Annotated in this window: 9 protein-coding genes; all 9 read right to left on the reverse strand. The window is 45.0% G+C overall.

Features of this window, described 5'->3' with window-relative positions; all coding sequences use genetic code 11:
- Positions 1-5: 5 nt before the first annotated feature.
- Positions 6-4631, reverse strand: coding sequence for an amino acid adenylation domain-containing protein (locus WA407_RS22770; RefSeq protein WP_336078440.1), 4626 nt, complete (start codon positions 4629-4631; stop codon positions 6-8).
- Between the two features lie 23 nt (positions 4632-4654).
- Positions 4655-13525 carry an amino acid adenylation domain-containing protein gene (locus tag WA407_RS22775; RefSeq protein ID WP_442952049.1) on the reverse strand — a complete coding sequence of 2957 codons (8871 nt, stop codon included), beginning with the start codon at positions 13523-13525 and terminating at the stop codon, positions 4655-4657.
- A gap of 698 nt (positions 13526-14223) precedes the next feature.
- Positions 14224-20313: an aminotransferase class III-fold pyridoxal phosphate-dependent enzyme gene (locus tag WA407_RS22780; protein WP_336078442.1), complete on the reverse strand. Its 6090-nt coding sequence runs from the start codon at positions 20311-20313 to the stop codon at positions 14224-14226.
- The gene (gene fabD, locus WA407_RS22785) at positions 20288-21508 is read right to left on the reverse strand and encodes an ACP S-malonyltransferase (protein ID WP_336078443.1); all 1221 of its coding nucleotides are present in this window, start codon (positions 21506-21508) and stop codon (positions 20288-20290) included. Before fabD ends, WA407_RS22780 begins: the two co-directional genes overlap by 26 nt.
- 634 nt (positions 21509-22142) lie before the next feature.
- The gene (locus WA407_RS22790; RefSeq protein WP_254329847.1) at positions 22143-22928 is read right to left on the reverse strand and encodes an S-layer homology domain-containing protein; all 786 of its coding nucleotides are present in this window, start codon (positions 22926-22928) and stop codon (positions 22143-22145) included.
- 402 nt (positions 22929-23330) lie between these two features.
- Positions 23331-23627 carry a methyltransferase domain-containing protein gene (locus WA407_RS22795; RefSeq protein ID WP_254329846.1) on the reverse strand — a complete coding sequence of 99 codons (297 nt, stop codon included), beginning with the start codon at positions 23625-23627 and terminating at the stop codon, positions 23331-23333.
- 83 nt (positions 23628-23710) lie between these two features.
- Entirely contained in the window at positions 23711-24238 is a 528-nt protein-coding gene (locus tag WA407_RS22800) for a GNAT family N-acetyltransferase (protein WP_254329845.1), read from the reverse strand.
- Positions 24239-24762: 524 nt separating this feature from the next.
- Complete coding sequence (locus WA407_RS22805; RefSeq protein ID WP_028541298.1) at positions 24763-25065, reverse strand: putative quinol monooxygenase; 303 nt, start codon at positions 25063-25065, stop codon at positions 24763-24765.
- Between the two features lie 93 nt (positions 25066-25158).
- On the reverse strand, positions 25159-25953 hold the full coding sequence (locus WA407_RS22810; protein WP_235306340.1) for an SDR family NAD(P)-dependent oxidoreductase: 795 nt from the start codon (positions 25951-25953) through the stop codon (positions 25159-25161).
- Between the last annotated feature and the right edge of the window lie 79 nt (positions 25954-26032).

The following is a 26032-nucleotide window of genomic DNA, read 5'->3' on the forward strand; positions in this document are numbered from 1 at the left end:
ATCCTTTATTTCAACAGATTTCCCAGCTTATCCGATAATCGGCTTGATATTTGTTCAAATTGCCCCATAGACAATTGATTATATGTAAAATCCGTAGGGCTGCGCTCCGCCTGATCTTTAGTGCAACAATGATGGATAATATTCAATAGATGTTTTTTAAAGCCGTTCGTTAATCGCTCTACCGTCGCTACACCATATTCAAGCCCGTTATATTCAAATTCAAACCGAAGGATTCCGTTCGTGATCATGCCGTTAATGTCAAATGTATTCGTCTTTTCCGCACGCGGGCTTCTCTCACCATTGGCTAAGTTTGCTAATCGGGAAATACGCCAAGGCATGTCTGTCTTGTTTTCTTCGTCGAATTGTCCCAAATAATTGAAGCTGATTTCCGGGAATGGTGCAGCGACTAGAGAAGCGGCTTTAGTCTGGTCCTTGGTCAAATAACGTAAAATACCATAACCGACGCCCTTATTAGGCACCCGCCGCAGCTTATCTTTAACCATTTTGATCTGATAGGCCAAGTTCTCAGGTCTGTTGACCTCGATTACAAAGGGATACAGGGAGGTAAACCAGCCGACTGTACGAGAGATGTCCAAATCTTTAATGATCTCCTCCCTGCCGTGTCCCTCCAGCAAAATAGGAATTTCGTTGTAACCGCTCCATTCATAAAAAGCCAGGCCCAAGGCTGTAAGCAACAGATCATTCATTTCCGTATGATAGGCATGATGTACATGCTTCAATAGCTTTTCCGTCTCATCCCTGCTGAGTACCACCTCCGCTTGGCGTCGGTCTTGCATCAGGCTAACCGCGATTTCATGATCTCTTGGCAACCGACGTATCCTGCGTGAATCTACATTGTTCCAGTAGCTGATTTCTTGGCGTACCTGTACACTTTCGGCGTAAGTGGTCAGTCCTGAAGCCCACTCTTTGTAAGCATCAGTCTTGGCGGGCAGATTCGGCATCTCACCCCGAGCTACCTGATCATAGGCGGTGCCCAAATCTTCCAGCAAAATTCTCCAAGACACACCGTCTACAATAAGATGGTGGATAACGATCATCAGATGATCTTCACCGGATAAATGGAATAAAGCCAAACGTATGAGAGGACCTCGTTGCAGATCCAAACTGCTTTGCAGCTCATCACCAATGTGTCGGATTTCTTCTTCAGGCTGGCTTGATTGTGTCAAATCATAGCTCGTTAATGTAAAGAACTCACCTTCGTTCACTCCCCTGTTATAGGCGGTGGTTCCCTTTTCCTCTTCCACAAAAATGATGCGTAATGCATCGTGATGAGCTACCAGCTTGTCCATAGCGTTTTTCAGCCATAATTCATTCCATCCTCTATCATTTTGCAGCATGACTGCCTGATTATAATGGTGACGATCTCTCCGATGATGCTGAAAAAAATCGAGTTGAATAGGTGTCAATTCTACCTCACCTTCTACAATCCCCTGGGGAATGATACGGGTGATTTTTTTTATAAACGGTGCTATCAAGTGAATTTCAGGGTAACGGAATAAGTCCTTTACTTCCATTTTCAGGCCTTTGGCATTTAAGCGGATTGCAATTTGCAATGCTTTAATCGAGTCCCCGCCAAGCTCGAAAAAGTTGTTGTGTAATCCAATTGGTTTAACGCCAATCACTTCTTCCCAGATCAAAGCGATTGTTTTTTCCAATTCATCCTGTGGTGCCTCATATATGCTATCCACCGATGCTATTTCATCCGGTTCGGGCAGATTGGATCGGTCTATTTTCCCGTTATGGGTCAATGGCAACTGTTCCAATACAATGATTTGAGCTGGAACCATGTAGACTGGTAACTGCTGAGCCAGTTTATCTCGCAGCATGTCTTTCTCAGCTGCACCTGCAACATAGGCACATAAGTACTTTTGTCCCGCCGTGTCCAGTCGATCAACAACAACCGCCTGGCGTACTCCTTCCGTTTCGAGCAAAATAGATTCAATTTCTCCAGGCTCAATCCGGTATCCGCGAATTTTATATTGGTAGTCAGCTCGCCCGATAAAATCTATATTCCCATCTGGCTGCCAGCGTGCCAGATCCCCCGTACGATACAAGCGTCCACCGGGCGAGAAAGGATCAGACACGAATTTCTCCGCTGTAAGCTCAGGCCTGTTCAGATATCCCCGCGCTACAGAAGCTCCACCAATACACAGCTCGCCCGTTACACCGACAGGGACCGGACGCATCCTGTCATCAACAATGTATAGCTTATGATTCGGTAGAGCTCTTCCGATAGGGACAATACCGGACAGCGGCAATTTTTCCAGCTCGTCCTCATAAAAGCTAGATTCGATTGCGGCTTCGGTAACTCCATACGTATTAATAATTCGCATCTTGCTGCCAAAACGGGTCAACATCTTACGGTAATCTGCAACAGCCAAGCTATCTGCTCCAGTAGTAAGCAGCTTTAGTGAACTGATATTTGTACCGTGCTCATAGATGTAATTCAATAGCAGAGCTAAAAGCACAGGAGGCGTCTCAAACGTAGTAATCTCCTGCTGCTCCAACAGTGTAGCCAGGGCAGCTGGATCATTTCTCACGTTTTCAGGACAAATGACTAAGGTACCTCCATTGACAAATACCTTGGCCAAATCGCATGCAAACACATCAAACGACATGCTGGCAATTTGCAGTAGCTTAACTGGGAAATATTTGAATCCTTGGCTGTGTCTGTAGCCAAGTGCAGTGTTAACATATTGTTGATGTTCAACCATAACGCCTTTGGGCTTACCTGTGGTACCCGATGTATAAATGACATACGCCAAAGAGCCAGGCTCATATGTGGAGATATACTGCTTGTCTAAATCCATCTCGGGCTGGAGTGGCAACGTAGCGAGATCGACTACCTCGCCCATGAAATCCATTGTTTTCAGCCAGCCCGTCAGGTGAGATTGCGTAAGCACAATCGTCGTTCCGCAGTCACGCAGCATATATTCAATACGTTCTTCTGGATACACGGGATCTACTGGTACATAGGCAGCTCCTGCTTTCATAATTCCCAGCACCGCCACTATCATCTCAACAGACCTGTCAACCATGACAGCGACCAGACTTTCCCGTGTAATCCCACGCTTCTGCAAAAGATGGGTAAGAGCGTCTGCCCTATCATTAAGTTGTCTGTAAGTGAGCATCGTATCTTCATATATGACGGCCGCTCGTTCTGGTGTACGCTCCGTCTGCGCTTCGAATATCCCGTGAAAAGTAAGTGCAGGAAACTGGACAACGGGTCCGCTCCATATTTTCGTCATATTAGCCTCTTCTTCGGTTGTTAACAGCCGAACATCACGAAGGCAAACATCTGGATTTCTGGAAATTTGCAGGAAGACATGCTTCAAATGATAGGCCAGATGCTTCATCGCTTCACTGCTATAGACCTTGCCGTTATAGGACAATATGAAACTCATTGTCTTCTTGTCTTCAACTTCAATATTAAAGTCATACGGTATTTCTTCGAATAACCGGGCGTCTTCAATAATGAACCCGAGTTTGTCTTGCCAGTCCCGTCTTCCTATCATGTTTTCCAGCGGATAGTTCTCGAATACAACGATATGATCAAGCAAGCGTTGCTTGAGTGCAGATTGCGACTGGATTTCGGCAAGCGAACAATATCCGTTCATCCTTCCTTGGACAGAGGCTCTCTGGACATCGCGCAATAATTCAACAAAACTCTTTTCTTCATTTAGTCTAATTCGTAATGGAATGGTATTAATGAACAATCCCACAATTCGCTCTACTTCATCCAATTCCGACGGGCGGCCAGATACCACCGTGCCAAAAACTACGTCCTTGCTTCCGTTGTAACGACCAAGTACAATTCCCCAGGCGGCTAGAAAAAGACTGCTGAGCGTGGTCCCATTGCATTCAGCAATCGTACGCAAAGTGCTGGTCTCTGTTTCCGTCAGCGTCGTTCTATATTCCTGCAGCAGATAGCCGCCTTTTTCAGGAGTTGTAGCTGGAGTTTTTAGCATCGGAAGTCCAGCCGTTTGTTCGTAACCTTGTAATTCAGAACTCCAGTAGTCCTTGGCCGCCTCCTGATCCTGTTCTTCAAGCCAGTCGGCATACCCGGTGTAAGGTCGTGGTTCAGGCAATTGAACGGAACGGCCTGTACGATAGGCCTCATAGGCCGTTAACAACTCGTCCATTATGATGCCAAGACACCAGCCGTCCATAATAATATGGTGAAAACTTAAAAGCAACGTATAAGCATCTTTATCCGTCTGAAGTACAGCCATCCGGATGAGCATATCCCTGCTCAAATCGTAATGGCTGTTACGGTCCACATCCATAAATCTACGAATAGCGTCGGCTTGCTCCTTTCCGGTCAGCTCTGTCATATTTTCGTAAGTAATCGCCGTGTTTCGCTTTTTAAAGACAATCAGCCGAGAACGAGAAGCGGATTTATGATAAATGTTCGAGCGCAGCGTTTCATGACGCTGAACCAGTAACTGAAAGCTTTTTTGTAGGGCATTCCAATCCAGATCTCCTCGAATAGAAATACGTAATTGCTCGTAATAAGCCTGTGATTCTGGTTCCATCAGCGCATGGACGAGCATTCCTTCCTGTAAGGGAGTCAAGTTGACCACTTTTTCAATTTCAAGTCCTTTGATCATGGATATCCTCCTCGTACGAATCGTTATAGATTCTCATAAAACTGCTTCATGTCTTCAAACTCATCCAGATCCAAACCACGTGCTCCCACATCCGATGGTGTTAGTTGCCGTCCGGATTGGTCCAGACAATGCTGAATAATGCCCGACAAATGATGTTCAAAACGCAACAGAAGCATTCGGATAGTATCTGCTTCATACGCTTGACGGTTATAAAGCATGCAGATGGAAAGCTTACCGTCTTTCAGCCGCCCATCCAGATAGAGGTGATAGGCTAAATCTGAAACGCTACAATTCTGGTCGGACCATAATTCAACATCCATAGGTGATGTATGAAAGTGACAGGAACTAACCGATTCAGAATGAATCAAGCGGAAGCCAATTTCTGGGTAATACTTAGCATTAAGTTCCGATTTACCAGAGGTTGCAGATCCATATTTTAGTAATCCATATCCTAAACCCTGGTTGGGTACTTGCCGGACTGTCTCCTTTACGTTTCTGAGCAAAAGAGAACTGTCTCCCCCAGGCTCCATATTCAGGACAAGCGGATATATGGAACCGAATTGACCTACGGTTCTTGAAAGGTCCGGTTTGTCCAAAGTCACCGTTTGTTGCTCCCGATCATAATGTTCAAATCCAATGGCGATCTTAGACTGTCCAGACCATTCCACTATAGTCAGTCCCAATGCAGCAAGCAGTAACTCGGCGGTCACCGTATTATAGGTTTGGTTAGCCCGTGTTAACAGCTGGCTTGTTTTCTCGTCCGAAAGCTGTATGATGCAATGTTCTACTGGACGAAGTGTTTCTGAATGTGCAGGTGCCTTATGGTCCTTCGGTATAAATTCGCCATCGAAATGAACCTTATCCAGCCAGTAGAGTTTCTCTTTGGCCAGCTTTTTGCTGTCTGCATAGTCTTCTAGCCACCGCATCCAGGAGCGGTAAGAATCTGTTTTGTCAGGAAGCACTATCGGTTCCCCGTTAATAGCTTGTTCATAGGCAGTTGTGAAATCCTCAAGCAGGATACGCCAAGATGTGGGATCAGCCACTAGCGGATCTACAGAAAGGAAGAACTGGTCGGAGCCCGACATCCGGAATAATCCTGCGCGTACTCTGGGTCCCTCAAACATTCCATAACTGTTTTGAATCCAGAAGCATTCACTCTGTAATTGCTTGCTAGCTTGATGGTCATCATCTGCAAGTGAGAACACATCAAGTGTGAACAGTTCTTCATTTCCATCTCGGTACATAAGGATATTCGGCTCATCGATCGACGCCAGACCAAGCCGTAGTCCTTCGTGATGAGTAGTCAATGTTTGCAGCACAGACCGTAACAGATCCTCATCGAAGTCCGGGTTACCCGCAAATAGCATGGATGTTGTCGTACGCAAGGTATACAATGTACCCAGTTCATTCAACTGCCGCTGAATCGATGTTATTGGAATCTCTCCATGTATCGAATTCTGGTCTGTGTAGCGGAACAAAGTTGTCACAAGCTTGCTAAGGTCCTCAATGACCGGGTGCTCCATCAAAAGAGAAATGTCAAGGGAATAACCATGCTGACGCAGACGTGAGGCCACCTGAACCGCCTTAATAGAATCGCCGCCAAGCAGAAAAAAATGATCTCGAACGCCTATTTGATCACATCCCAAAACGTCTTGCCATACCACGACCAGCGCCCTTTCCACATCAGTTCTCGGAGCAACATAATCTGTTTGTAAAGAGTCATGTCGGTCCGGCTCAGGTAAAGCTTTTCGGTCAGTTTTTCCATTTGCCGTAAGAGGAAGCTGCTGCAGAGGCACCACATATACTGGAATCATATAAAACGGCAGCTTCTGCTTGAGCGCATTTTGCACGTCTAGCGGACTTAATGGCTCAGAAGCCACAAAGTATGCACACAAATCCTTGAAGCCGTCTTTGTTTTCCCGCGCTACGACCACTGCTGACTGGATTCCGTCTACGGACAGCAACTGCGCTTCAATCTCACCCAGTTCAATGCGATATCCTCTTACTTTAACCTGTTGATCGATCCGCCCCAGATATTCAATGTTGCCGTCAGGCATCCAACGCGCCAAATCTCCTGTGCGGTACATCCGCTCATAACCCTCCGCGCTGTTAAACGGATTAGTAGCGAACTTCTCCTTTGTCAATTCCGGTCGATTAAGGTAGCCCCGGGCTACTCCTATACCACTGATACAAAGTTCTCCCACCGCTCCAATCGGTTGCAATCGCTCCGTGCCTTCCTGTACAACGTACAAATGAATATTATCAATCGGTTTACCGATCGGGATCACCGAGTGCTCTTCCACAGGCTCGCATTCAAAGAATGAAACGTCTACAGTAGCTTCTGTTGGACCATACAAGTTAATTAGTTTTGCGTTTCCAATCCCTGACATAATTCGATAGAAACGCGCCACCTGCTGAGGAGGCAATGCTTCGCCGCTGGCAAATACATGCTTTAGCGTTTTCAATTTGGCTTGCACGACTTCCCTTGGTTGCTGCTCCAGATATTCCAGAAAAATATGCAGCATCGCGGGTACAAAATGAAGGGTGCTTACCTTGTCTTCATTAATCGTGTTCAGGATCTGTTCGGGAGACTTTTCTCCGCCGATTGGCAACAAGCTTACTTTAGAGCCCACCATCGACCACCAGAACAACTCCCATACGGATACGTCAAAAGTAAAGGCAGTTTTTTGCAAAATCGTATCTTCTACGTTCAGCCCATATCTATTGTGCATCCAGCAGAGCCGATTCACGACGGAGCGGTGCTCAACAATAACCCCTTTCGGTTTCCCTGTGGAACCGGAAGTATAGATGATATAGGCCGCATGGTTTGGTTCTGCTAGAGGCGCAAGGTTGGAGGCATCTTCATGCCAGCTACTCATGCAGTCGGTCATAGGCTCCGTCGACCTGGACGCTTGCAAAGCCATGATCGTGGAAGCATAATCCAGCACCATTACCTTGCAGTCCGCATATTGCTTCAGCTGTTCTGCAAACTGTGGTTGTGTCAGCACCAGTTGTGTTCTTGAATCTTCAAGCATATATTGAATTCTTTCTTGTGGGTATCCCGGGTCAATGGGTACATAAGCTCCACCCGCTTTTAGAATTGCATAGATACCAATCATCATCTCAGGTGAACGCTGAGCGATAATCCCCACCGGCTGATCCGGTCCCACTCCTTCCGCCCGCAGCGTTCGCGCTAAACGATTCGCCAGCTCATTCAACTCTTGGTAAGTCATACACTTATCTCCAAATATGATTGCCATGTCATCTGGAGTCCTGCTAACCTGCTGCTCAAACCTTCCATGAATCGTTGCATCCCGCGGAAAATAGGCAGAGGTGTTGTTGAACTCATATAGTAATAAGTGCTTATCTTCTTCTGTCAGCATATCCATGTCAGCCAAGCGAATTCCGACATCTTGAGTTGCAATTTCCAACACTTTTATATAATGGAGGGCAAATCGCTCAATCGTCTCCAACTTAAACAGGCTGGTCGAATACTCCCAGGTGAAAGTTAAATGGTCTTGAGTTTCCGTTACATGTAATGAAAGATCGAACTTCGATACACCTGCATTAAACTCATTCGGTTGCAAACGAAGTCCCTCGAATTCAATGACCTCTGTTCCCTTATTTTGCAGACTGAACATCGTATCAAAGATGGGATTGCGGCTTACATCGCGTACTCGATCCAGTTTGTCGACCAGTTGTTCAAATGGATATTCCTGGTGCTCCAACGCAAGCAGAGTGTTATGTTTGACGTCCTCCAGGAAAGCACTAAATGGCTGGGACGCTAGCGGTCGATTACGGAGAACTAAAGTATTCACAAACATGCCGATCATCGCTTCCGTATCCGCATGCCCTCTACCCGCTGCCGGCGTACCTACGAGGATGTCCTCTTGCCCGGAGTATTTGCTTAACAGCACATTATAAGCTGCCAAAAGCACCATAAAGAGCGTTGCTCCCGTGTCTCTTGACAATTGATTAAGTCTATCCGTCAGCTTGGATTGCACAATGACGGTAAGGATATCCCCTGCGAAGCTCTGACTTGGCGGACGAGCAAAGTCAGTTGGCAGGTCCAATACAGGGAGCTCGCCGTCCAACGAGTCTAACCAAAATGCTTCATCCTTTGCTCGGCTGTCTCCGGCATAATGTTGTTTTTGCCAAACGACATAGTCTTTGTAGTGCACGTCAATGGGGGCAAGTGGCATACCCTGATACCGCGTGCTGATCTCATCCATTAATACTGCCATTGAGAAGCCGTCTGAAATGATATGGTGCATATCGATCAGCAACATAAACTGGTCACGATGGATTGCGAACAGTTCAGCACGAATTAAAGGAGCCTTACTCAGGTCAAAAGGCTGAATAAACAGTTCATGGACGTGACTAGCATCATCTTCGGAAATTGGAGTAACAGGAATGTTCAGTGAAAGCACATCCTGTACCTTCTGCACGGTTTCCCCGTCTACTATCTCAAAATACGTCCGAAAGGATTCATGCCGTGAAAAAACCTCCTTCACTGCATCAATGAACCTGGAAACGTCTAATCCTCCCTCTATATGCAGTTGACCCGATACATGATACGCTGCACCTCCACCCAGTTGATCCAGCACATACATTCTTTTTTGAGCGGGAGATAGCGGATAAAAGGGCTGTAAATCTGCCGGAACAAGCGGCTCAAACTTTCGCTTTTGTCCTCCTTTTACATGTGCCGCCAGTTGTGCAATCGTTTGCAAATGTAAAATTTGTACCAGCGGAATATATACTTCGAATTCCTTGTTAATTCTGCTTAGAATAACAGTCGCTTTTAAGGAGTCTCCACCCATTTGAAAAAAATTATCGTTGTATCCGATATTAGATACATTCAAAACTTCCTTACATATGGATATCAGTTTGTCCTCAATCATATTACCGTCAGAAACCTGCTTCTGCGAGTCCTCTATCCTGATATCTTCTGGTTTCGGTAATGATTGAAAATCCGGCTTCCCATCAGCCAAAAGAGGGATGCTATCCATTAAAACCCAAAAGCGAGGTTGCCCATAATCAGGAAGTATTGAGCTTACACTCTCTTTCAGCTTCGCTATATCCCACGAATTAGAATTATTGTCCACTATATAAGCCACTAGATACGATGAGTTACTGCTCTCGCCGTCTTTCCGTGCCGTCAAAACACAGGCATCCAAATCGAGTGCTCGCAAAAGACGTTTCTCTATCTGCTCAAGATTCACTTGATGCCCGCGAATAAGAACATCTCGGTTAACTGCACCAATATGTCGAATTCTCCCTCCAACCTCAACATAAGCCCATTCCAGCGTCGTTCCCAGTAAACCAGCGGATGTGGCCAAATATACTTGTCCGATGGTACCCGTAGGAGACGGATGTTTATATTTATCCAAGACACAAGGATAATTCCCTTTAGAATCCGAGTGTGTCGCCCACACTTCCAGAAGCCGCTCCCTTTGCGTACTTCGAAGCAAAGACAGCGCAGATACACGCATTCCGTCTTCCTGCACAATCGAGCTCAGCAGATGTAAAAAGTATTGCGCCCATACCTCTATAGTGTCTTGTTGAAAAAGACTCGCAGCATAGTCAAAATCAAGCCGCAATTGCTGACCAGACTCCGTAACATTCAGGAACAACTCATACTGACAGGACAATATTTCATGTTCCAACAATTCTGTTTCCAGTCCGTAATAGTGAAACTCCGGAATGGGCCTATCCATATTGAACAACACCTTAAGAATGGGCAAATGGCTTAATCCTAGCTGGGCAAGTCCGGCAAAGCTGTATTTCTGATAAGCATCCAGCGTATGCATTACTCGCTTGACCGTCTGCGTGAATTCCATGAACGTTGCTCCAGAGTCTACCTCACAAATCACTGGAAGTAAGTTAACGCAGTGGCCAATTAGCGGGGACACACCCATATGAGATTGCCCTGCGGTTGGAATACCTACTATTATTTGATGTTGGCCTGTCAGTCTGTGCAAGAAAAGCTGAAAAGCAGACAATAAAGTCACAAACAAGCTGTTTCCAAGCCGAATACTGACTGATTTCAGTTGCTTCACCAGAAACGCATCCACCACAATGGTGTGCCGTGCTCCGCGCGAAGAAGGAGAGCTGATGTTGCGTTGGAGAGACGGCAAGTCAAGAACTGGCAATGGCTTCGCAAGTACATCCGACCAAAAAGCAAGGGCAGCTGCTCCACCTGCCTCTAACTGGTTTTGCTGCCATGCTGCGAAAAGTCGGAACGGAACAGGATCGGGAAGCGTGCAGCGTTCGCCCTGTACACAAGCGGAATAAAGTTGTTCCAGTTCATGGAAAAACACACCGATGGACCAGCCATCTGCAATCAGATGATGAAATGTAAATGCAGCGATGTGCTTCTCATTCGACGTTTTTAAAAGCTGGATACGGAATAAAGGTTCCCCCGCACTTATTGGGAATACGGTCTCCCTGTCCTTCTCCATCCAAGCACGGATATCGTGTTTCTGCTCCTCTCCAGAAAGACTGCTGATATCATGTAGCGGAATGCTGACAGTCATTGCCCGGGCGATGATCTGCGTTTCTCCGTCCTCCCCCATAAAGGTGCGTAAGGCTTCGTGGCGCTCAACGATGTGATGGACAGCCTCATTAAATTCCTTAACATGTAACGGGCCCCGGAAACGCAGTAAAACAGTCTCATGAAGCGACCCCGATCCCTTTGAATCCGAGACTGAGGCGAACCATAATTGCTTCTGATCCGGAGTCAGCTTAATCGTCGATTCCTTAAGGTCTGCAGTTGCAGTTTCAGGAAAAAAAGCCTTGTTTAGATCGCTTTCATGAGGGTGTGGATCCGGCAGAAATCCTCCTTTGCGCAGCTCATTAACGCTCTCTTTAATTGCCTGTACAATCCGCACTATATCTTCCGAAGTATGAGCCGTTGACAAAAAACAGTTCCGGCCTTCCCATATATAAATTCCTTTATCCAGCATGTGATAGAAGAATAGTTCCAAGTCACCTTTAAGGACGAAGCGGAACAAGGAACCGAAGTAAACGACCTTTATAGGTATCTGTTCCTCCGTAAAATAGTGGTTCAGTTCTGCTGCGAGCGCCTTCGTACGGCTATTCAGCTCGTTATGCAGTTGCCCCCTGTCCTTCTCCAACCGCTCTAGTACGGCCAGCGAAGCTGCCATAGCCAAGGGGTGATGGCAAAAAGTTCCTGCTACAAACGTTCGCTGTTGCTCATGCGGTGGATAAGAGTCATCTCCGAAGCTCCACATTCCTCCATCAATTCCATCCATGAACGATGCTTTCCCTGCCACGATACCGATCGGAAGACCGCCGCCAATGATTTTACCGTAAGTTACAAGGTCGGCTTCAATGCCGTACCACGCCTGCGCACCCCCCGGCTGAATACGGAAGCCCGTAATTACCTCATCAAAAATGAACGCGGTCCCGGATTGCTCCGTAATCTGGCGTACTTCCTTCAGAAAAGCTGCGGGATGGAAATCAGGGCGGCGACTCTGCACTGGCTCTATGAGAACAGCAGCCAGTGCATGGGCATGGGAGCGGATATATTGGAGTGACTCGTCCGTTCCATAGCTGAGCACAACGACATCGTCCACCATGTGCTGTAGTACACCAGGTGCCAGAGGAGTGGAATGTTGTTCCCTGTCATCCGTTGCTCCCCCCAATGCCAATATTCCATCAAAGGTACCGTGATAGGAACCAGAAAAAATCACCACTTTATCCCGCCCGGTGGCAGCCCGTGCTAACCGAAGAGCGACCATAATCGCCTCTGTCCCCGAGTTATATAGCGCAATTCGTTCCATGCCTGTCATTTTGCAAATTTTTTCAGCAATCTGCCCGGCCATATTAGACATCGGTCCAAGGCACATCCCGTTATGTATTTCCTTTACTATCGATTCACGAATAAAGGATGGGTTGTGACCAAACAAATTGACCCCAAACCCCATCGTCAAATCAATATATTCATTACCATCCAAATCCCAAATTTTAGAACCCTCTGCACGTTGGGATATAATCTGATACACCATTTCCTTGAGAGCAAGCCTAAATCCGGCCACATTCCGGTTATTGGCGTATACAGATCTGTATTGCTGAGTATATTCTTTGGTTTTTCGTGTGCGCATCGTGTAATGTTCAATCAGCTTTTGCAGATGCTTTTCCTGCCTAAGTGAAAGTGAATTATGGGTTTGTACATTTATTTTTTGATAGGGAACAAATGCTTTCGTTTTTTTTCTGTCTGGCAAAACAGCTGACATGGAAGCTTGTACGGGGGAAACAGAAGTAACTGTGGCAGCTACCTCCTTCATCGCGGATGTCTGAGGCTCGACAGCAGTTTGTAGTGAATGCGATTCAGGCATTGCCACTGGTGCAAGCCGAGATTGACACAGTATTTCCATCTGCTGCGACATGAGTTGAAGTTGCATTTCTAAAATTCGTTCTCTCCCCGCAAATATATCCTTATTTGATAGCTTGCTTTCATGGGATGCAGGATCTTCTATAGGGATAGTGGATTTTTGACTCCAGTCCGGCAAGACGGAAGGCACCGAAGAGGTGACACTGGACGACGCAGTCAACTGAAGCTCCTCCGAATTCCGGGTCAATTCTTCAGAGGTCGAGGTTACCCTATCAGCAATATAGTTTGTCAGCAACTCCAGCGTAGTCAGTGATTCAAAAAACTCGTTCATCGGGATATCCAAGCCAAACGTACTTTTAATGCTGTGTCTAACCTGAGATAGAAGAATAGAGTCTAAACCCAGTTCTAAAAAATGTTTTTGCGGCTCTAATTCGTCTGGACTGAGTTGGGATACACTTTCGATTATTTTTGACAGTTTATTAGCAATCGTAGATTTTTGCGGATTGGAAGCAGATTCCGTCGAGAAATACTCATTCACCATCTTTTCAGACTCCTTTACTATGGGGGATTCAAGGAATAATTTTATCCTTTTCAGCTGTGACGCTAGCCTAAAAAGTACGATACAACCTAGCTAGGGGTAGAGATAGAGTTCTCTCATAGGAAGGTAAATATGAACGGTCCACTGTATAAGAAAACCATCTTCATACTAATAAAATATAATTATCCATCTGTTAAAGCGAGGATCTAATTTGTTTTATTAAACCATTAATGGCTAAATTCTTTTATTCAACTTATTATGCAGGATATAGTTTTTTTCCAGTATTGATTCTTAAAAACTCAAATCTTTTCTTTTACCCGCTGACATGCGTCCTCATAAACTTTAAAATTCACGACACTCAAAGCTCAAATTAAAGACTCAAAGGCTTTAATATGGTTGCTCTGCCCTTTACGTGCGATTACAACCACTTGCAAAATATGACCTTTGTTGTCGATTCAGCGCAGCCTCACAGCCCAATTGCGATTTTCTTCCACTGGCTTTTTTATAATTGGTACCCGCACTACTAAAAATGCCAAGTCCTAAGAATAGAACCTGACATTTTATCAAATTTGGAGCGTAAAGACGCCGAGGTGCACTTTACTTAATTTTTCGGCAAAATAATACGGGATTGGCCAATTCACTTAACGTCTCACATTAATATAAGTTCGTATGTTAAGAAGTCACTTCGTTTCTTGACATTAAGCGAACCAGAACTGCCTTTGATCCGGGGTTAGTGGAATGACCGTTTCATCCACATCCACTGTCGATACTTCTGAAGGGTCAGCTATATACACACTTCGCTTACCTGGACCTAGGCCTTTCCCGATCGGGGTCAGATCAGGCAAGAAGCCCCCTTTACGCAGCTCATCTACACTGTCCTTGACAGCTTGTATGATCCGCGCAATATCTTCCTCCGTATGAGCGGTCGACAAGAAGCAATTCCGCCCTTCCCAGATGTAAATACCCTTTTCCAGCATGTGATAGAAGAAAAGCTCCAGATCACCCTTGAGTACGAAGCGAAATAGTGAACCAAAGTGAACAATCTTCATGGGTATCTGCTCATGGGTAAAGTAACTATTTAACTCTGCTGCCAACGCCGAAGTACGGCTGTTCAACTGATTTTGCAGCTGTTCGCCGTGGTTTTCCAAATAATTCAACACTGCTAGGGATGCCGCCATCGCCAGCGGGTGATGACAGAACGTACCAGCTACAAAGGTTCGCCGGTGCTCATTCTGAGGATAGGAATTATCTCCGAAGCTCCAGGTGCCTCCGTCAATCCCATCCATAAAGGCGGCTTTCCCTGCTACGATACCGATCGGCATCCCTCCGCCAATAACTTTACCGTAGGTCACAAGGTCAGCTTGTACATCAAACCACGCTTGAGCGCCTCCCGGTTGAATTCGGAAGCCTGTAATCACTTCATCAAAAATAAAAGCTGTACCGGATTGCTCCGTGAATTGGCGAACCTCCTGCAAAAAGACTTTCGGCTGAAAATCGGGACGACGGCTTTGCACTGGTTCCACAAGCACAGCAGCCAGCTCATGCCCATGTGTGCGTATATAATCCAGCGATTCATCCGTTCCATAGTTAAGTACAACGATATCGTCCACCATGTGCTGCAAAATGCCAGGCGCAAGAGGTGTGGAATGCTCCTTATTGTTGCCAGCGCTACCCAACGCAAGCACCCCATCGAATGTACCGTGATAGGAGCCGGCAAAAATGGCTACTTTGGCTCGCCCGGTGGCAGCACGCGCCAAACGAAGAGCAACCATAACCGCCTCAGTGCCGGAATTGTACAAAGCGATCCTTTCTACACCGGTCAGCTTGCAAATCTTCTCGGCGACTTGTCCTGCCATGTTGGACATAGGTCCGACACACATGCCGTTCTTTAGCTCTGCCTCAATTTTTTCACGGATAAAGGCTGGATTGTGTCCAAACAGATTAACACCAAAGCCCATGGTCAAATCTACATATTCATTCCCATCCAAATCCCAAATTTTGGACCCGTCTGCACGTTGAGATACAATTTGATAGACCATTTCCTTTAAAATAGGCCGGAAGCCAGCTACATTACGGTTATTCGCGTAGACAGACCGATACTGCTGAGTGTACTGCTTGGTGCTTCGCGTCCGAGCAGTAAAGCGCTCAATCAGCTCTTGCAGATGTTGTTCTTGTCGGTGTGAAAGCAATTCATGGGCTTTGACCTCCAGCTTTTTATAAGGCGTAAACAGTTTTGCTTCATGGCCTGTCTTCTTCGGAACAGCTAGTACCGGTGAAACAGTAGCTAATGCAGTTGCGACTTCCTGTTTGGTTTCAATGATCTCTGCGCTTCCTCTATTTGCTGACGACAAATCCCTTTCCGGTTGAAATGATTGAGAAACGGATGTCGGAGGAGTCGGTTGAGTTCGGAGCACATCAAGCTGCTGTGACATCACGTGCAGCTGCTGCTGCAAAATCTGCTCGATACCAGCAGAAGTCGCTATAACTGTTGTGCTTTGAAATGGCTCTTGCCCGGACGTAACTATTCCATGAGTCGATGTACCAATTTCGCTGGAATCCTGCCCTGTCCAGGTTGATACTGTAGTAGCATCTACCCGATTAAGGGGTATTTTCGGTTGGCTTTCAGGAGCACCAACTGCTGCCTCGTCAGAAACGGAACTCACCTGATCTGCAACGTAGCTAGTCAACAATTCGAGCGTGGTCAGCGATTCAAAAAATTCATTCATTGGGACATCCAGGTCGAATGTATCCTTGATGCTGTGGCGGACCTGGGACAAATTAATGGAGTCCAGCCCTAGTTCTAGAAAATGTGTTTGCGGTTCCAGTTCCTCAAGACTAAGTTGTGACACATTACCGATCATTTTCGCTAATTTTTGTTGAATGGAAGATTTATGCTGTTCAGTAAACGACACTGACGTCGAATACTCATTCCCCATAATTTCAGACTCCCTTACTATAGTATTTTTATAAACGGGTGTAGTCTGCTCCGCTCGCACCTGTTCTGGAACATGAATCCAGCACCTTTTCCTTTCAAACGGATACGTAGGCAGCGAAATCCTTTTGTACGGGTGACCTGCGTATAGCGTGTCCCAATCTATTTGTGCCCCCTGAACGTACTTCACTGCTACTTGCTCCAGTGCTTGCAAAGTGTCCGAGCTTCCGACGGCTGTTTCTGTACCACCACTACTATCTACTTTCCCAATGTATACACCTTCAATGGCCTTGCCCTGCTCATGAAGCTGATGTAATTTCGCTTTCAGGGCCTTCGCTCCTTCGGCTATCACAGCCACTCGATATGTTAAGTGACTTCTGCCTGTGTTAGCTGTATAGCAGACATCCTCCATCGGCAATTCTTCCTCACGTTCAAAGCGATCCACGTACCGTGCAATCAACTCGCTTAAAGCTCCTTCAGTTCGCGCCGATAGTGTCAGCAGCAATGGCGATGATCCATTTTTTCGGTCGGTGGTTTCTTGGTCCGCACCCTTTTTCGCTATATATTCTTCCAGCACCACGTGACAGTTTGTCCCGCTGAAGCCAAAGGAACTCACCCCGCATCTTCTCGGGAATCCGTCTGTCTTCCATTCCCTCAGTCTAGTGTTGGCATACACCGGAGATTCTTCAAAATGGATGTTCCTGTTCGGTGTGCGAAAATGAACGAGCGGTGCAATCTGCTGATGTTTCATTGACAGCACGCATTTGATCAATCCCGCAATCCCAGCAGCTTCGTATAAATGCCCAATATTCGTTTTGACTGTGCTTATCGCCACAAACTGCTTGCGCTGTGTAAATTTGCGGAATGCCTGGGTAATGCCCTTAATCTCAACGGGATCGCCTAGCTTGGTGCCGGTACCGTGAGCTTCAATATAACTCACTGTCTCGGGATCAATCCGTGCATCACGCCACGCCTGCGAAATGACTTCTGATTGAGCCAGCGCATTGGGCGCGGAAATTCCAATCGTACTGCCGTCCTGATTAATCGCGCTTCCTTTAATCACACCCAGAATGTGATCTCCGTCTTTTTCCGCTTGACGAAGCGGCTTTAAGAGAACGGCTCCAACGCCTTCTCCCCAGCCTGTGCCGTCCGACTGATCGTCGAATGCTCGTGCCCGGTCATCGGAGGATTCCATGCCAATGCCAGCTTTCAACGGCAGCAAAATGGTCTTCACTCCACCGGCCAAAGCCATCTCGCAGTCTCCATTCAAAATCGACTTACACGCCAAATGTACCGCCACGAGTGACGAGGAGCATGCCGTATCAATGGTCAGTGCCGGGCCTTTTAAATCAAGCAAATACGCAATCCGACTGGAGATAACGGACGGAAGATTGCCTATGCCAAAGTTTGGAATCGCCCCTGGCTCCACTTCGGACAACAATCGTTCATATTCAAAGCTGGTTTTGGAGAATCCAACATACACTCCTACCTTTTTCCCCGACAGCTGTTTTCCTCCATAGCCTGCATCCTCAATCGTGCTCCAAGCAGTTTGCAGAAATAAACGTTGATTCGGGTCCATCAGAGAAGCTTCCCGTGGAGTTAGCTTGAAGAAGGTGTAGTCAAATTTGTCCACTTCATCCAGATAGCCACCTTCGGCGATTTGCATGTTTCTCCCTTCCATATTCAGACGGGAAATAAAAGCTTCGGCATCCTTTTTTCTTTCGTCGCTATATGGACTGATATGGTCTGTACCGGAAGCTACATTCGCCCAAAACTGCTCCAGTGTATCCGCATGAGGAAACTTGCCGGACATGCCAATGATAGCAATATCCAGGTCCTCTACCTCCTCTTTGGATTCTGGTTGCGGTGCTGTAATCACCTTATGACCTAAATCCTGACTGGATATATATCCAGCTAGCTTGGCGATAGTCGGGTAAGAGAAGAAGTCCGTTACCTCAATATGAATCCCGAGTTGTTCCTCTAATTGGTCCGCGATCTGAACGAGTTGTAAGGAAGTTACGCCGATATCAAAGTAGCTGTCTTCCGTTCCAATTGACTGTACATTTAAAATAGCTTGGCAAATCCCAATCAGTTTTTGCTCGATCTCACCTTGATGAATAGGGGCATGGTTCGCTACCTGTGTAATTTGAGTGGCCTCCGCCAGGGATGCCAATACTGCATCAAATTCTCCCTGCTCGTAGCTCTGAGCTAGCTTGTAGCGCTGAACCTTTCCACTAGTAGTTTTGGGAACACGGCGGATTGGAACTACATCTTGAATATGCCATCCTCCCCGATAATTCAAATGGCTTTTCAGCCTTTGGACTAGTGGTAAAAATAACTCTATTTTTTTCGTGTGCATCACAAAAACAACAATACGATCCTGTCTAGTTTGTGCATCATGTACACCGCAGACAGCTACTTTCCCCAGATCCACCCCGTCCAGTTCCTCTGCAATCCTTTCAATATCATGCGGATAAATGTTCTGGCCGTTCACGAAAATAATATCCTTGGCTCTGCCTGTAATCACTAGTCGTCCGTTTCTCATAAAACCCAAATCACCGGTAATAAGCCAGCCATCCTCTGTCTTGACCTTTGCGGTAGCCTCGGGATTGTTATAGTACCCGGCAGTCACATTTTTGCCGCGAATTTGGGTGTATCCGATTACATTGTCCTTTAGCACCTGATTTTGCTCATCACAAATGCGAACGGAAGTGCTGGCCATGGGGTAGCCCAAATCCGCAAACGTAAGACAACGCTTATCGGATGAATCTACTTCTTCTATAGGTTCACCTACATGCAACTGCTGCCGATTTAAATGAATGGTAACAAAATTATCTTTATCCAAAGGTGGAGTGGAAACACCTACGCTGGCCTCTGCCAAGCCGTATACAGGATACATGATATTTTTATTTAATCCATGTACACTCATGGCTTCCATAAATACATGGCAAAGCTCCACCGATATGGGCTCAGCCCCATTTAAAATCATACGAACACTTGACAAATCCCAGTTATCCGCTGTTTTGGATTTATATTGATCAAGGAAAAATTTATAGCCGAAGTTAGGAGAACAGATTTGAGTCACCTTATGCTCCGACACCTTTTTTAGCCATAATGAAGGACGTCTTATAAAAAGAGCTGTTGGCATAATGAGTTGCTTGGCATGGGCGATGACACAAGTTAAATGAAAAGCGATCAACCCCAAATCATGTGTGAGTGGCATCCAGCCCAGATACGCATCACTTGAAGTCATTCCCGTTTGACTGGCGATATCCCGAATATTGTATACGAGATTCTCATGCGTCAGCATGACTCCCTTAGGATCACCTGTCGAACCAGAGGAAAATTGAATAAACGCCAAATCCTCCGGTCTGGATTCATGTATGGCCCCTTTGTTCTGATCGGAATAATCAAAATCATGACTAGAAAAGGTCGCTTTTTTTACAGAATCAAAGAAATCCAGCATCTCATGCTGGTGAGAATACTTTTCTAGCTGCTCTAGTACTTTATGATCCGCAATCATATAAGGGCAAGTAAGGGTACTCCAGATTTTAAACAGCTTCATTTTATGTTCATCATTATTCCCGATACTTACAGGTACGGGGACGATTCCTCCGAGCAGACAGCCCCAAAACACATTCACAAAGGTATGATTGTCTTCAATTTGCATAATTAGCTTATTACCGGGCTGTACTCCTTTTTCCTGCAATTGATGAAGCACCTGCAGTGCTTGCTCCAGAAGTTGACTGTAGCTTACATACTCCTCCTGTGTATCACCCGAAATGAAAATAATCCCATTTTCAGCTCTACTGGCTCGGTCCTGAATGATTTCAATTAAAGTTTGAAACTGTTCCATCCTGATCCCTCCTCAAAAGGTCTAAAACTTCCTCCTGCTCTCCTGCAGATACTTGTTTGGTTTGCAATATCAGGCGAATACACTCCAGCGCTTCGCGTCTTAGTTCATAAGCAGAAGAAGAGTTGCCCGATTCTATGCTTTTGAGTAACTCTTCCAACCTGCGAATAGGTAAAATAACCCCCTTATGATACTCATCCTCATTCCAATTGGCATTGGGTGTAGACACCGCCAGCGCCAGCGGTTTGACCAACCAATCACGGATCGAAAAACGACGTTCCAGTTCAATCCGATCCAAGTCTCTGTCCAAGGAAAGCACCTCAAAAGCGATGTTTGTTTCCTTTGCCAAGTTTTTCAGCACCGTTCGCGGTCCTAATTCAATCCCCTGCTTCACCCCATGTTTCTCCATATACTGCATCGTTTGTATCCACCGCACTGGACGGATCATTTGCAAATGCAAACCTTGACGAATGCTGTTGGCATCCGTATATGGTAGTGCTGTGACATTAGAAATGACAGGCCACAGTGGTTCATGAAACGTATATTTTTGCAGTTCCAATGCTAATCGGTCAGCAGCATGCTGCATAAGCGGGCTGTGAAAAGGGCCGCTTACCTGCAAACGGGTAATTTGGAACCCGCGTTGCTCTAATTGTCCCGCCACCGCAGCAACAGAGGCATGATGACCAGAAACGACGTATTGATAGGAAGAGTTATAACATGCGATGGTAATAGGCTGACTGGTTACGGCATAATGATCGCACAGCTCTTCTAGTAGATTTAAATCAGCCCCACGAACAGCAACCATGCAACCCACTCCGGCCTCTGAGGCTTCTTCCATAAAGCGTCCTCGTTCTTGCACCACCCGCAAAGCATCGCCAAACGACAAGACTCCGCTGCATACCAATGCAGAGTACTCACCCAAACTATGCCCTGCCGAAAATTGGGGAATAATCCCAACATCGTGCATGTAACGTCTGAATGCGATTACACTGATCGTGAGTAGTGCAGGCTGGGTGTAGGATGTTCTTGATAATTGAGAGATGGGTCCTTCCATACATAAAGTTTTCAAATCATACCCCAAAATATCAGCAGCCTCTTCAAAAATGTGACCTGCCTCTGAAAAACCATCATGCCATGTCGCTCCCATCCCGACATATTGAGACCCTTGTCCCGAAAAAAGCAAAGTCATGCGGTTCATGTCCAACCCCTTTCCTCACCATAAAAAAAGCGGTAAAACAAATGTTTTATGGGATCCAGATGTTCACATTCCTATGTATTTAAAATAGATACAGCAAAAACAACAAAATGTCTTGCCACAAACAAACAGTAATCGACATGTTAAAGTAAATCGTTTTTGAGTTTCATGATGTAGTTAGAAATAAAAAGTGTGTAAGTAGACTTGGAAGTGTAAAAAAAATGGAGAGTGCTGGAAGTTCAGGCTTGATACTTAGAAACTTCAGCATCATAGATGAGTGTAGTAAAACATAGATTAAGGCTATTAATTTATTATAAACATTAAATTGAATTAAAGTACAGTGATATATAATACATATATTTTATAAACAAAAACAATACCCTCTTTTGCTTAAAAAAAGGAATTGTTTTCATCTTTTTAATGAATTTACATGAAAATTTCATATTCTAAACTATTGACTGGCATCTATCGTTAAAACAAAAAAGCCGCCAATTTGGCGACTTTTATACATTGTTTCATTCGACAGTAATCGACGGTTAGGCGTCGTCATAGATACGTAACTAAATAAGTAGAAATCTCCAAAGCGGTTTATCTCCTTATGTAGACAGTCTCCTTGATGGCTACAATACGCAAGCGGTTAGTGTCGATCCTCCACTGACTTCGTTGTAGCTTCGTACAAACGCTGTAAAATGGTAACAGCTTCAGCCCGTGTGACTAGCGCTTTTGGGTGAAGGTATCCTTCATTAGCAGTAAGGACTCCCATCTTGGTTAGGGTGTAGAATGCTTCTGCCTTTTGATCCTGGGAATCTCCATCATAGTTGTACTCTTCTCCAGTCTTGTCGATGTACAGCACCGGATAGTAGGCCGAGAAATTGTCATTGTAATTGGCCTGACGAACTTTCATATCCTTGTACTGCGCAGCTGCGGAAATCACTTCCTCAATCTCAGGATGAAGCGTCTGATTGGTATAATCTGTCCGAAGAGAGGCGATCATCATCACATCCCAGCGGGTCAATGGTTTGTCAGGTTTGACATAGAATTGATAGTTTGGATATTTCCCGCCAACACTTTCAGCATACGGCCAGACGTAGTCCCCGTTGAATATTGCTGCAAAATCTTTATTCGCCCAGTGTTTACGCGCATCCACAAAGTCGGAAGGTTCGCCGGAAGAATGATTGATTTCTGGAAAAAGCTTGTGAAACATATGTACAAATTCCGCTTTCGTTATGGTTTTGCTTGGCTTGAAGGTCCCATCTGCATAGCCCTTGACAACGCCCTTGTCGACCATGGAACGAATCGATTCGGCAGCCCATTCATATTTTGTTCCTTCCACATCAGGAAACGTGTTTGCCGCGAATGCAGATTGACCGAAAAACAGTGTCGTCGCAACCAACGGGGTGATAAGCCATTTCTTTTTAAACATCTCTTTCCACTTCCTTTAGGTAAAATTTATGTATAAAATAGTTCTCTAGACTCAATTTTATATCGGCATTTCAAAAGAAAATGATGATATTAGAGAGAAAAAAGCACTGTTAAACAGTATTTTTAAATATCGACAATCTGTGTTTAAAAAATGTTATGGATACAAGTTCTAAAGCCTCTCCGTATTCGGGTAGACCCGTCGGGAATTGAGAAAACTTGTGGAGGCCTTCATGGGCCGTTCTCGCTTTTTACTCTTTTGACCTAAGCCTGTACGTTCGACCCTAGCATCGATTAACCGCTTCATGCGATGAGGAATCTGCATTAGTGTAATCTGCCCGTTAGTTAAAAAACAGCCGAGTGCTCGGCTGTTTTTGGTAGCGTTGAACTATCATTTTTAGTTAGTTTAGCGAATTACACCCCATAGGACTGGGGAGCTCTTCGCTCCAAAATATTGATACATATCTACGCTTATGACTGCATCGAAGTATTGCTCTGCAAAAGGCAAGTGGCAGGCATCTGCATGGATGGGGATAATTTGGCTTTCCAAACCAAACTCTCTGAATCTTCTATAGTTTTCAGTTGCACTAATCCATAAATCGACAGCAAATACGGTTATGTCAAACTTTTGCGCCAGATAGATAGAAGTAAGTCCGGTCCCACAACCCAAATCCAACACTCGCATTCCTTTCTGCAAAGTCAAATTTTTCGATAGCTCCTTGAGCATGTAATCGAACTAGGCCCCATTAAATTTTATGAAATCTACGTCATCTAGATCTCGCCGGATCATTTCTGCTGACCCCCTCCTACTTTCTTCATTTGATATTTCCAAGAAAGCAATTCTTCATCTTTGTGATCAATTTGAAATCCTAACTTCAATAACAAATTCTTAGAGCTGTTATTGTCAGGTACGCATCTTGCCATTACGATTTGGACTTCTTCATGATTTAAGGACCACTCTATTAATTTTTGAGCGGCTTCATAGCAATAGCCTTTGCGGCGATGACTTTCATTCGTTGCAAAACCGATCTCAATCATACCGTTCTGATCAGGATCTCCTAAAAAACCAATCCCTCCAACAATTTCTTGGGTATCCTTCTCCACAATGATCCAAGAATCAAAACCTCTAGTGCCATTATTCTTTTTCAAAAGTTCTCGAAAATAAGGTAAAGCTTCAAAGAAATCAGGACCCGGCCATTCATCACTGGTTTTATAACCCAAAGCTTCAATAGCACCTATATCACGTCGGGCTGCTGCTTCAATTAAATTAAGATCAAGTGTTTTTAATAGGAGCCGATTCGTTTGAAGTTTCATGTATTGTCCACCTTTCTACTTACTTAGATTGAATCTTTCATTCAAGAAGTCTGGTTGTATTTGACCAAATTGGAGTAATTCCCTTCTATCCCCCTTTGCTAAAATTAGAAAAGGGCAGGAATGAACATACGTCATTCCTACCCTCATATCACCTGCTATTTAGCCACAAAAAAATCCGCGCTGAACCAGCACGGATTGGACTCATTATAACAGGTATCCCTAAGGATCTGATAGTATCCGTTGTTCTTAACTATTCCGAAGCTTTCAAATCCCCACCCGTAATACAAAAATTGGGCAGACGAATAGTAGGTGCATGAAAACCTCTTTTTATGGAATTGGATTAGTAAAGAACAGCTCCAGACAAAAAAATCTCTCCTTAGTGAATTACCCTTATTATACCAGGGCCAATTTTATCTGCCAACCTTTCATATATTACAAAAGCGTTTCATTAGGACTATCCTGCTGGTTAGCTTAAAAACAACCGAGTGATCGGCTGCAGTGGTAGCAGCACTTGCATCATGGCCCTACAGGCCTTTTCCCCCTAGAGCACGTAGTTTAATGGGCTCCGCTCCAATAATCAACGGTCGGCCGCGTTGTATCGACGCCAGTACCTCTTCGTTCTTAAGGCTGGCTGCATGGGCATCTGCATCTTTCCACAGTTCGGTTACATACACCGCATTCGGGTCGTCGTCTGACACATTGACTATATACAAATAGCAGTCATTATTCGACTTCAACAGATCGGCCGCTTCTAGCAAGATGTCTGCAAGAGCGTCCCTTTGCCCTGGACGTGCCGTCAACTTTCCATACATAGCAAAATGGTTCATGATCCTCATCCTACCCTCGAATAATATTTGACTTCATCTTATTATAATGTTCCACAATGTCAGCGCTAATTTCAGCAAGCTTCTCCACAAGCGTTAATAAATAGTCGGTACCATTCCTCCATCCATACGGATTGGCGAACCTTTAAATGCAGATGCATAAGGACTACATACAAATGTAGCTAGTCTACCTATTTCAATAGGCTTGATAAATCGCTGTATTTCAGATTGAGGCAGGTTTGTAACCATAAAATCTTTCTCTTTTTCTGAAAAAGTCATATCTTCATGAGGATACATACTCTCAATGATTTGGTGCACATTCTCAGAGAGTGTTGGTCCTGGCATGATCGTATTGACTGTAACTTCTGTCCCTATTGTTAATTTAGATAAGCTTTTTGACAATGATAACAACATAGATTTTGTCATACAATACTGCGGCATTTGTCCTGAAGGCATAATTGCTTCTTCACTCGCAATAAAAATAATGCGGCCATAATCATTTTTCAACATTTTAGGTAAATAAAATTTTGATAATCCATTTGCAGCAAGAACGTTAGTACGGAAGTATTTTTCCCATACTTCATCGTCTACGTCCTCATATTGCATAATTTCATAAATGCCCGTATTGTTAACCAAAATATCAATACTAGGGTATTTTTCAAATAAAGCTTCTCTTTGTCCAATATCCACAATATCGGCTGTCGCATTTTGAGGGGAGGTAGCTGGGAAATTTGACTTAATTTCATTTATAGTTCGTTCTACCTCTTCATAATTTCGTCCATTAATTAGTACATTAACACCTTCTTTGGCTAGTTCAATGGCAGTTGCTTTACCTATGCCTTTCGTTGATCCTGTAACTAAAGCTGTTTTATATTTTAATCCCATATCCATAATACACTTCTCCTTTTTTAAAACAGTCTTGAGCTCTGGATAGTGATTATATTAACTTGTCTGGATTGTCCAGTAACTA

The organism is Paenibacillus sp. 203, assembly GCF_037027525.1.
Classification (GTDB): domain Bacteria; phylum Bacillota; class Bacilli; order Paenibacillales; family Paenibacillaceae; genus Paenibacillus; species Paenibacillus polymyxa_B.